This is a genomic window from Microcoleus sp. PH2017_09_SFU_O_A, assembly GCF_020738625.1.
Classification (GTDB): domain Bacteria; phylum Cyanobacteriota; class Cyanobacteriia; order Cyanobacteriales; family Microcoleaceae; genus Microcoleus.
In genome coordinates, this window is record NZ_JAEQCF010000127.1 from 1 (window position 1) to 11,428 (window position 11,428).

7 protein-coding genes are annotated in these 11,428 nt (G+C 45.2%); 4 read left to right on the forward strand and 3 right to left on the reverse strand.

Annotated features, from left to right (window positions below; genetic code table 11):
• From JGK16_RS30680 to JGK16_RS30695, 4 genes are all read left to right on the forward strand, one after another.
• Positions 1-577 (forward strand): RNA-guided endonuclease TnpB family protein (locus tag JGK16_RS30680; RefSeq protein ID WP_293203573.1); only part of this gene is annotated, 577 nt, incomplete at its 5' end.
• A gap of 214 nt (positions 578-791) precedes the next feature.
• Complete coding sequence (locus JGK16_RS30685; protein ID WP_293193638.1) at positions 792-4,076, forward strand: DEAD/DEAH box helicase; 3,285 nt, start codon at positions 792-794, stop codon at positions 4,074-4,076.
• Between the two features lie 15 nt (positions 4,077-4,091).
• The gene (locus JGK16_RS30690) at positions 4,092-4,922 is read left to right on the forward strand and encodes an SWIM zinc finger family protein (RefSeq protein ID WP_293193640.1); all 831 of its coding nucleotides are present in this window, start codon (positions 4,092-4,094) and stop codon (positions 4,920-4,922) included.
• 470 nt (positions 4,923-5,392) lie between these two features.
• Positions 5,393-7,096 (forward strand): lipoxygenase family protein, encoded by a 1,704-nt coding sequence (locus JGK16_RS30695; RefSeq protein ID WP_293198374.1) that lies wholly within the window; start codon positions 5,393-5,395, stop codon positions 7,094-7,096.
• Between the two features lie 133 nt (positions 7,097-7,229).
• Here JGK16_RS30695 and JGK16_RS30700 read toward each other — a convergent pair whose 3' ends face one another.
• The 3 genes from JGK16_RS30700 to JGK16_RS30710 form a co-directional block, all read right to left on the reverse strand.
• A complete protein-coding gene (locus JGK16_RS30700) occupies positions 7,230-8,357 on the reverse strand; it encodes a fatty acid desaturase (RefSeq protein ID WP_293186365.1) in 1,128 nt (375 codons plus the stop codon).
• A gap of 774 nt (positions 8,358-9,131) precedes the next feature.
• On the reverse strand, positions 9,132-10,397 hold the full coding sequence (locus tag JGK16_RS30705) for a glutamate-5-semialdehyde dehydrogenase (RefSeq protein WP_293186363.1): 1,266 nt from the start codon (positions 10,395-10,397) through the stop codon (positions 9,132-9,134).
• 4 nt (positions 10,398-10,401) lie between these two features.
• The gene (locus JGK16_RS30710) at positions 10,402-10,806 is read right to left on the reverse strand and encodes a hypothetical protein (protein WP_293186361.1); all 405 of its coding nucleotides are present in this window, start codon (positions 10,804-10,806) and stop codon (positions 10,402-10,404) included.
• Between the last annotated feature and the right edge of the window lie 622 nt (positions 10,807-11,428).

Sequence of the window (11,428 nt, forward strand, 5' to 3'; positions counted from 1 at the left end):
AGTTAAAGAGTTGGCAACCCTTTCGACGGGAGTTGTTTTCCCTAACCCAAAGCATTACAAAACGCATCTCAGTAAGTTGCGTAGACTGTCAAAGGAATTCTCGAGAAAGACGAAAGGCTCTAGCAATAGATTTAAGGCGAAACAAAGGTTAGCAAAACATCATGCTAAGGTAGCGAATCTCAGAAAAAATACTCTCCATCAAATTACTACTTACTTAGGCAAAAACCACGCAACGATAGTAGTAGAAAATTTGAAGGTTTCGGGGATGCTAGCCAATCACAAGCTAGCGCAAGTTATAGCTGATTGCGGATTTTATGAATTCAAGCGCCAACTAGAGTATAAAGCTAAAAAGTTTGGCTGTGAAATAATCATTGCTGACCGCTGGTTTCCTTCGAGCAAGACCTGTTCAAACTGCGGACATATTCAAGATATGCCCCTAAAAGAAAGAACCTACGACTGTGAAAGTTGTGGTCATTCGATGGACAGGGATTTGAATGCAGCAATTAATTTATCGCGCTTGGCTTTCATCGTGAAAGCTTACCGAGGGATAACCGCTCCCATGCTCCCGATGAAGTAAGAAGCAAATGTCTAGACTTGTTTTCTAGATTTGTAAGAAGACTCGGCGGTTGAAACCGCGTCTATACAAGCACTCACGTGCCTCCGCAGGTTAAAGAAGCCTCGGCGGTTGAAACCGCGTCTATACAAGCACTCACGTGCCTCCGCAGGTTAAAGTCCTATATTTTCTAATTCATGATATGATAGGCTGCCAAAGGTTGCGTTTGGTATAACCTATGAAAATCCTCCACGGCACTTGGATTCCTCAAACAGAAGAGAGTTTTGTTCAAGCTGGAACGTTTTATATTTGGGTTGAAACCACTGAAATAAAAAAACAGCCTGCTAAGGTTCATCCCCGACAATTGGAGACGGCAGAGTTAACAGAGTTTTTAACGAAAGAAGCCGGGATTCAACTGCCACCAGTCAGCAATACAAGTGGGATGGGACTAGAATATGCGATCGCCCCTCGGTACTTTTTACTCCCCACTGCCAATAACCAGCCGTTACCATCTTTAGAGTTAGCGCGATATTTAGAGACAGAATTACCCGAAACATTTGAGTTGGAATATTGGGAAGTCGATTGTGTGCCAATCGCCACCCACACTTTGACTAAAGTATTGAACGATCTGCATTTTTTTGCCCTCTATGATTTAGCAGAAGTTCAGTTCGGTTCAGATTTGCTGTTTTGGTATCACTACACCCAATTTTTTAAGCAAATTGTTCTGAAAGATCATTATATTCCGGCGTTGCGCTATCGAGAAACTGCTCCGATCGCGATCGCACCCATCGAAACATCGGAACCCGCTGAGAAAGCCACGCGCGGGCGCAAGAAAGCGGGTGAAACAAAAACAACCGCAAAAACTCCAAAAACTCCAAAAACACCTGCCAAAATTGCACCCAGCTTTGAGATTTATCCGGGATGGGAAATTGTTTCAGCGCAGTACGAAACAGAGTTACAACGCTATGTTGAATGGATGCCTTTAGTTTGCGCGTCCGGTTTTCGGAAGATCCAGCTACAAGATACACCAAAGTTCTACGATCGCGAAATGTTGCTGCGTAATTTTTCAGAATGTGCGATCGCCGAAATTGTCACTCAAACCCCCATCCCAGCATCGTTTGAGAATAAAATTGCCGATTCTTTACTGCAAATCTGCCTCAACCAAACACGAAAAATCGCGCGAGTCAGCCTTGAACAATACCGGCAATGGCAAACCTGGCGCGATCGCATTACGCGCAATCAATCTGCTGACTCATTCTCCCTCTGCTTTCAACTACAATCCCCCGAAAACCCCGAACAGCCTTGGGTTTTAGAGTTTCAGGTGGCGGCAAAACAAGACCCATCTCTGCGGGTGCCGTTGCAGGATTATTGGCGATCGCGATCGACTCAACAAAAACAGTTGCAAACACAATTCGGCGACAACTTTGAGCAACATTTGCTAACAAATCTCGGCTACGCTGCGCGCATTTATCCCCAACTTTGGCAGGGGCTAGAAACCGACAAACCCGCTCACATTTCCCTCAACGTAGACGATGCTTTTACCTTCCTCAGCGAGTCCGCTTGGGTATTAGAAGATGCCGGATATAAAGTCATTGTCCCCGCTTGGTGGACGCCGAAGGGACGACAGCGGGCAAAGATTCGCCTGCAAGTCAAAGGGAAGGGCAGCAAAAGCGCTGCAATCAAGGGCAAGGGATTGTTTTCGGCAGATTCCTTGGTGGAATATCAGTATGAATTGGCGATCGGAGGCGAACGGGTTAGCGAACAAGAATGGCAGGCGTTAGTTAATAGTAAAACGCCGTTGGTACAGTTCCGAGGACAATGGATGGAACTGGACAAAGATAAAATGCAGGAGATGCTGAATTTTTGGCAAAAACATCGCGAAGAGAATCCCGATGTCAGCTTGATTGACTTTATGAAGTTGACGGCAGAAGGAGAAGCTAGTGAAGATTTGGAGGTGGAGCGCGATCGGGCTTTATCGGATATGTTGGAGAAGCTGCACGATAAGAGTAGGTTAGAGTTAATTGCAGATCCAGTAAGGTTTCAAGGCAAACTCCGGGATTATCAAAAACGCGGTGTTTCTTGGTTGAGTTATTTGGAAAGTTTGGGATTAAATGGCTGTCTTGCCGACGATATGGGTTTGGGTAAATCGGCGCAGGTAATTGCTCGATTATTGCAAGAAAGAGAAGTTTTATCCACTAGCAAAGAGACGGAAAAAGCGATCGCACCGTCGTCGGTTTTACCCACGCTGCTAATTGCGCCCACTTCCGTAGTCGGCAACTGGCAGAAGGAAATGGAAAAGTTTGCTCCAGAATTGCGATCGCTGATTCACCACGGCCCTCAACGTTTGCAAGATGCCAAAGCATTTAAAGCCGCCGTCCAAGATTGCGATATGTTGATTACTTCCTTTACCTTGGCGCGCAAAGATGAGAAGCTGTTGAGCAGCGTAGCGTGGCATCGGCTGGTAATTGATGAAGCGCAGAATATTAAAAATCCGAAAGCGGCGCAAACCAAGGCGATTTTAAAGTTACCCGCTACCCATCGACTAGCATTGACTGGAACACCTGTAGAAAATCGCTTGTTAGATTTATGGTCAATTTTTAATTTCCTCAATCCCGGATATTTGGGGAAAGAGGCGCAGTTTCGGAAAATGTTTGAATTACCGATTCAAAAACATGGGAGTCGCACGCAATCAGCCGCGCTCAAAAAATTAGTAGAACCTTTTATTCTGCGCCGTCTGAAAACCGATAAGTCAATTATTCAGGATCTCCCCGACAAAGTTGAGCAAAAACTCTACTGCAATCTCACCCGCGAGCAAGCTTCGCTTTATGAAGCCATTGTGAAAGAGGTAGAGCAAGAAATTGACGCGGCTGAAGGAATGAAGCGCAAGGGGATGATTTTGGCGACGCTGCTGAAGTTGAAGCAAATTTGCAATCATCCCCGCCAGTTTTTGCAGGATGAAAGTGAGTTTACACCAGAGCGATCGCACAAACTGGAACGGCTGATCGAGATGATTGAGGAAGTCAAAGCCGAAGGCGAAAGTTTATTGGTGTTTACGCAGTTTACCGAATTGGGAAGCGCGTTAGAAAAATACATCAAACACACGCTACATTATAACACTTATTACATCCACGGCGGAACGAGTCGCGAAAAACGGGAACGGATGATTTCAGAGTTTCAAGATCCAGAATCAGAACCTTCGGTATTTATTCTATCACTGAAGGCCGGCGGTGTGGGAATTACCCTGACAAAAGCCAATCATGTATTTCATTTCGATCGCTGGTGGAATCCGGCGGTGGAAGATCAGGCGACGGATCGGGCGTTTCGGATTGGACAGGAAAAAAATGTGTTTGTGCATAAGTTTGTGGCAATTGGCACTTTGGAAGAAAAGATTGACCAAATGATTGAGGACAAAAAGAAATTGGCAGGTTCAATTATTGGTGCTGATGAATCGTGGCTGACTGAGTTGGATAATGAGGCATTTAAAAAGTTAATTAGGCTCAATAAAAATGCAGTTTTAGATTAGGATAAAATCAAAAATATGTCACAATTTACTCGGACTTGGTGGGGTAATGAATTTATCAGCGCGTTGGAAAGATTTACCGATTCTGGGCGTCTCGGGCGGGGACGTTCCTATGCACGAAATGGTAAGGTAAAGAGCTTTAAAATGAATGATGGCTTAGTGATGGCAGAAGTCAGGGGTTCGGTTAATCCTTATTTTGGGGTTTATAAGGAGCCGCTGTACAAAACTAAAATTGAGTTTGAGCCGATTAGTCAGGAAAAGTGGAAATTGGCGATCGCCCAAATGGCATCAAAAGCCAGCTTCATTTCCCGCTTGCTGCTCAACGAAATGCCCGACAACATTGAAAAGGCTTTCTCACCCCTCGGATTGCACCTGTTACCCAGCAGCCGTGAGGACTTTAAAACCACTTGCTCTTGCCCAGACTATAGCAATCCCTGCAAACATATTGCCGGAGTCTATTATCTGGTGGCGGCCGAATTGGACAAAGATCCATTTTTGCTGTTTGAATTACGGGGGCTTTCTAAGGAAGTGCTGCACCGCGAATTGGCAAAAACGCCTTTGGGCTTGGCGCTTTCTGCCGAGTTGACGGCGGATGCAGCGGCCCCTGTGGCGGTGGATTCCTATTACACGCAGGCGATCGCCAATGAAGCGCAAACTGTCAGCCTGAGAGAGTTTTGGCACGGTGCGAAGCGGTTGCCGCAGACGATTGATGTGGGGGTGCAAAGTGGCGTAAGTGCGATCGTGGTGAAAAAGCAGGGAGATTTTCCGCCGTTTTGGCATAAAGATGGTTCATTTATTGAGGCGATGGAAGAGCTGTATATGCGGGTGAAAACGAAGAATAAATTGTAAAATTTGACAATGCGCGATTGCTGATTAACATCATGTCCGGTAGCGCAATAAACAAGGTTCGTAGTGCGGACTTCAGTCCGCTCTTAAAATGCGGACTGAAGTCCGCACTACCAACCATTTTTGTTAAGGTAATCGATCGGTAATTCGGCAACCTCCGCCATCAATTAATTCCTCAGCTACTGTTGCAGAAATTCTCTAAATTAGGAGAAATTTCCCTTCGAGCTATGGATTTGAGTGCGGGATGAAGCTTGACTGAGCATCCCAAAAATCCCCGTGCTTGGAAATCGGCGACTGGTACCAGCAACATAAGTCGAAACTGTCCGGATCGCCATTACCTATCTGCGAACTATGATTGTATCAAGGTCTCTTAGACCGTCACAAAACTTAGTTCATCCCATCCTCGTTTTATGGTAATTTTTACCTATATGTTACTAAAAAACAAGGGTAAAATTTGATAAATGGTGAAAATCATGAAACCTTCCCTTCCCCAAGACGATGCGAATAAACAAAAGCGCAGCGATTTCTTAAGTCGCGAGCAACAAGCTTACCAGTTTGACTATAACAGTTTATCACCTTTGGCATTATTGAAAACCGTGCCAGCGAATGAGAATTTTTCAAGCGATTATATTGGAGAACGCATAATAGCAACCTCTGAACTTGCTGTAAATATGTTGGCAGTCCGGGCGAGATCTTTTCTAGATCCTCTCGACGAACTCCAAGATTATGAAGACTTCTTTCCCGTACTGCGGTTGCCTCAAGTTGCCAAGGCTTACCAAACCGATCGCTCTTTTGCCGAACAGCGGTTGTCTGGGGCAAATCCGATGGTACTTCGTCTCTTAAGTGCCACCGATCCTCGGGCAGAAATCATCACAAAACTGGACAGCAAGCAGCCATTATTGGAACTCCCCAAACTGTTACGGGAAAAAAGTATTTACATTGCCGACTACACAGGTACAGATCCAAACTATCGCGCACCTTCTCGAATTCAGGGAGGCACCTACGAAAAGGGCAGGAAATACTTGCCGAAACCTCGTGCTTTCTTCGCTTGGCGGTGGACTGGAGTGCGCGATCGCGGTGAACTGGTACCCATTGCGATCCAACTAGACCCCAAACCGGGCAGCCGTGTCTACACGCCGTCTGATCCGCCACTCAATTGGTTATTTGCCAAACTCTGCGTGCAAGTAGCAGATGCCAATCACCACGAAATGAGTTCGCATTTAGGTCGAACCCATCTAGTTATGGAACCAATTGCGATCGTCACAGCGCGACAGTTAGCTGAAAATCATCCCCTCAGCTTATTGCTCAAACCCCACTTTCGCTTCATGTTGACCAACAACAATCTCGCACGCAACCAGTTGATCGCCCCTGGAGGTCCCGTCGATGAGTTGCTGGCAGGAACCTTGCCAGAGACAATAGAGATAGGTAGAGAAGCCTGCACTAACTGGAGTCTGGATCAATTTGCCTTCCCAACCGAACTCAAAAATCGCGGAATGGACAACACAACTCAACTACCTCACTACCCTTACCGAGATGATGGATTGCTGCTGTGGAACGCGATTAAAACCTTTGTCTCCGGCTATCTCAAATACTTTTACCCGACAAAGCAGAAACTTACCGATGATACCGAACTGCAACGCTGGGCCCAAGAATTATCATCGGAGAAAGGGGGTAAAGTCAAAGGAATGCCACAGCGCATTGAGGATGTTGAACAATTGATTGATATTGTCACAACAGTGATTTTTACCTGCGGGCCGCAGCATTCTGCTGTGAATTATACCCAGCATCAATACATGAGTTTTGCTGCCAATATGCCTTTGGCTGCCTACCGCGATATTCCGGCGATTAACAAGTCAGAGACTCCCGAAGTAATTACGGAAATGAAAATTTTACAGTTGCTTCCGCCCTACAAAAAAACTGCCGAACAACTGCAAATTTTGTTTACTCTGTCAGCTTATAAATACGATCGTTTGGGTTATTATGATAAATCTTTCCGAGAACTCTATCGTGCCACCTTCGACGAAGTTTTTGAAGGTACTCCGATCCAACAGTTAGTCAGACAGTTCCAGCAAGATTTGAATGTGGCAGAACAGAAGATAGATCTGAACAATAAAAAGCGATTAGTGCCATATATTGCTCTCAAACCTTCTTTAGTGATCAATAGCATCAGTATCTAATACCTAATTCGCGTGAAAAACCGCTGCTAAAATTCAGTAATTTTTCACTATAAGCTCAATTTTCCGACATCATATAACTATCTAAAATCCGTAGGTGTGCACTGCATACCTACGGATTTTTGACATCGTTAAATTAGCGCTTATATTCTTCGATAATACTGCTATTTACCGACATTTTTCCCAACGAATCAGTGAAGGTGACTTCATCTTTATAATGCCGGGGCGTTTCCATCAGCAACCGCCAAGCTTCCCCAGCATCGATTAAATTCATTCGATTGGGATAGTGAACGTTTAACAACTCTTGCACCATCGGGTAATAGTTGGAGTTAATGCTAGGGAAAATGTGGTGTTCTGTATGGTAAGAGAAATTTAAGTGCAGCAGGTCAAATATTTTAGGAACCCGCAGGGAAGTAGTATTGATCAGCGGGTCATTAATGTTGGTCATCCGGCAACCCATGTGGTTGGTATAGATGTAAAACATTGTGCCTGCGTGACCCAGTGCGATCGGCAAAATGTAGGCAAGAGCAACTTTAATCGGGTTAAAGTCTAGGTAAAACAAGATCCCTAGATGGATTCCCAAGATTCCGAGAGATTCCAAGGCGATCGTCAATCGATCTTTCGGACTAACGGTAAACGCAGCGGGCACGTAATCCACAGATTTATCGTTGAATAACAATACCGATGACACGTTGCGGAAATTGTGCACCAACCACGATCCAGCCATGCCTACAATGAACCACAGGGGACTGACTTCCACCGACGGTACAAATAGATTTTGAATCCATTTTCCCCAAGTATCCGGTTGCTGGAACAGGTAATTGCGATCGGGGTCTGCTAAGGAATTGGTGGTACTATGGTGTACGAGGTTGTGCAGCGATTTCCACTGAGTAGGTGGCATCAATAGCATACTTAGGCCTAAAAAGGCGATCGAATAAGTCAGCCGGGATTTTTTCTGAACGCTGCCGTGCATCAGATCGTGGGAGCTAAATAGCAAAACTATGATACTATTGCCCATAATCGCAGCCAAAGGCAAGTAAAGCCCTAAAAGGTAGACAGGCCAGCGATCGAGGTAGTCAGCAATTCCCCATCCCAGCAATAAAATTCCCAGATTGATTAACAGGATTGTTAATTTGCTAGGATCTGGTTCAAAAGCATTTGGTGGCAGCAGCGGACGCAATTTTTTAACATAAGCCGATTGGTGAATTAGCGTTTCGCGATCGACAGTCTCGTCTAAAGAAATGAGCATTTTTTCTGAATTCATTGTTTGCTAATCACACCAAAATGTTAGTCAGATTGTTTTTTTGACATTTATTAGTATATCATATTTGCCGATAAATTGGTTTCATTAAATCATTTTGTGATGATGTTTATATGTGCGATATAGACAATTTTAAAATCATATTTGGTGTAAAAAACTGCCCAATATCTCCGCTTCGCTTCGGCCAATGCCCATGAGTACCTCATATTTATGAGAAAGGCTATATACCAATACGGTTTACTGATATAGCGCCCTGGGGTAAAATCCTCTGAAAAATAGATACGGAGATTGCTTTCATAAAAGATCGCAAAAGCTAACGTTCCTATCTTCGGACAATCTTAAGTAAACCGTATTGGGCTATATATACTTAAATTAATACCTATTTAAAAAAATATTGATATCAATTATTATTGATTGTCGATAAATTATCTGTCATTTGCATAACTCCGGCTCGAAACCATACTGTGCCATTGGCATAAAGATGAGATGCTCTAATTTCGGTAGTAGCAATATTTTGTATATAGCGGATCAAGCGAAAGATGGGTACGTTGTTGGGAAGAAGGCCCTATACGTTTAAGCGGTTATGTAAGCTATAGCGGATCAAGCGAAAGATTCGCGGATGTTGTTGGGAAGAAGGCCCTCTTAATTTCAGTGGTTATATAACCTGTCAGTCATACCTCACCTTTTTGATAAAGGCTATATCATTCATACCTCATCTTTTTGATAACGGCTATAATTGGTATAAATTCAACAGGAAAACTGCCAAAGATAACTCAGTTAAAATTCTCCGTTACCTTGAACAATTTCTTTAATTGTTGTCAGCGTATCTAGCCCTATCAATCCCCGACGATAGCCTTTTTGGTTGGACATTCCCAGAAAAATTGCATCTCCCCGATTTTGATAGCGCCAAAACCGAGGGGAGGCATTAATAAAAGTTGAGGCGCTGTTCACATCCAGAGCAAATTGGCGGCTTTCTAAATAAGATTCAGTGGCGATGGCGTCAGCGTGGCCGCTGCTGTAGCGGTTAATCCAGCCGATCGCAATTTCCAAACTATCAACAACTTTAAACGCGATGGTTTTGTTTAAATACGGTTGAGTCCACTCGTAGGGTTCCGCCAGCTTCAAGTCTGGGAAATCTGCGACAAGATCCGCATCTGCGGTAATTTGAAAGCCTTTTTCTTTTAAACTGTTCCACAGCCTGACTAAGGAAGAATGCTTTTGGTTGCGATCGATCAATACTTTCTCGATCGCGTTTACCGGATCGGGCACACTTTGATGGCTGTCCAAAATCATCCACCTTGCCATCTCCAAGCTACCAGTCGGCGACCAATAAAGGTAACAATTGCCCATTGCCGATCGCAACACCGGTGCTGTACAAAGCCTCACCACTTGCTGTACCAAACTCGGCCTGCCGTAGGGAATAATTAAATTGAGATATTGGTCTTGAGTGACCAAATCGCGGATCGAAGCGCCCCGATCCGGTGGCAATACCTGCAAACATCCTGACGGCAAACCGACCTCATCGATCGCCGAAACCAAAGCTTCTCCAATTACAGCATTAGTTTGCCAGCTTTCGCTGCCACCTTTGAGAATCAAGCTGTTAGCGCTTTTGAGACACAAACCGGCCGCGATCGCCCCCAACTCGGGAAACGCCTCGTAAATGAGCGCGATCGCCCCCAGCGGCAACGATTGACAGTACACCTGACAGCGATCGACTTGATAAGAAGCATTGATCACCCTGCCAATTGGATCTGGCATTTCCCCCAAGCGTTGCAAAATTTGGACAGTTGTCTTGATCCGTTCCGGCGTCAGCTTCAGCCAGTCCACAATCAAGTCGGGAATCGCCATGTCGCGACTCGCTTCTAAATCCAGAGTATTGGCTTCTAAAATGTCATTTTGTCGGCGTTTGAGTGCGATCGCCATTGCCTGCAAAGCGGCAGCGCGATCCGTACTTTTGGTTGCCGCCAATTCCAAAGAAGCCTGATAAGCGCGGCGGGCGACATTGGCCCCCTCTGATGAATGACTAAAATCCTCTATTATCATTTAACTAACGCCTGTAAGCCAGCCATACCATTAGCGCCGGCAGCATTGCTAACAGCACAGCGACCATTGCCCACAGAATAATATTCGGGCCCGGAGAGTGCAGCGCCAGGGGCAACCAAATCAATAGCGGCACCAAAATCATCCCCAGGGCCAGCGGCAAGTAGTGCGCCTTCAAACCCGGATGTGCCCTGTGCCACTGGTGCCCCGTCCACCGCCAAGCCTGCTTGTAAGGATAGTTCGTTGATAGTTGCTCGATGACGTGTCCGTTTTCCTCCAATACAAATATTTGCTGACAGCGGTTGCAGCCAAAGGCTTCTGTCAGCGTTATGGGTACGAGACGGCCGCGGCGCCGGCAAGGGCACGGGTACTCATCGTTTAAGTCAATTTTGGGAGCTTTTTGAGATGGCACGAGCGATCGGATAAAAAAAGCGTTTTTGCAAAAATAATCGTTAACATATCCATTTAATCAAACTTTTGATACTCCCGAACCCGAGTCATAGACGGGGATTCTTGAATAGTCCAAAGTCGGGCTTGTCTTCGGCGTTATCAAGCCACCGCTACTAACTCAGTTTGAATTTCTTCAAACATTCCGTATACTTTTGTTTTTTTTTATTTCGTCCTGCCATCACTAGCCAACAGGTACGGTAGGCTCAACATCCTGCCATTATTCGCAATGAGAGCTGTTTCGGATATGGGCCGAATATGCCCGTTGCAGGGATTGCTCCCAACTCAGGATGTTTCAACACGCAGGTGGTTATTCTTACTCGATATTTTTGATGATAACATCAACTTTTGATTAACTCTGTAAAAAATACCTAAAGAAATCTTCAAGACGGTTGAAACCGCTATCGAATTTCCCCATACCTAAAGTCAGGAGCTTGAGTCTCGCTTCCCGGTCAATTCTCCCCAGTCGAGGCTTTTAACTGCCTGTTCCTGACGGTGTTACGCTGCACAACCCTGGACAAACAGGGCATACGCGATAGCAATACTCTCACTATTGATAGAGAGAGCAAAGGAGCCGTCCCTCAAAG

Bases quoted from the DNA above. Each gene is read 5' to 3' on its own strand.
- JGK16_RS30685 (WP_293193638.1), top strand. From the start codon at position 792: ATGAAAATCCTCCACGGCACTTGGATTCCTCAAACAGAAGAGAGTTTT.
- JGK16_RS30690 (WP_293193640.1), top strand. From the start codon at position 4,092: ATGTCACAATTTACTCGGACTTGGTGGGGTAATGAATTTATCAGCGCG.
- JGK16_RS30695 (WP_293198374.1), top strand. From the start codon at position 5,393: ATGAAACCTTCCCTTCCCCAAGACGATGCGAATAAACAAAAGCGCAGC.
- JGK16_RS30700 (WP_293186365.1), bottom strand. From the start codon at position 8,357: ATGAATTCAGAAAAAATGCTCATTTCTTTAGACGAGACTGTCGATCGC.
- JGK16_RS30705 (WP_293186363.1), bottom strand. From the start codon at position 10,397: ATGATAATAGAGGATTTTAGTCATTCATCAGAGGGGGCCAATGTCGCC.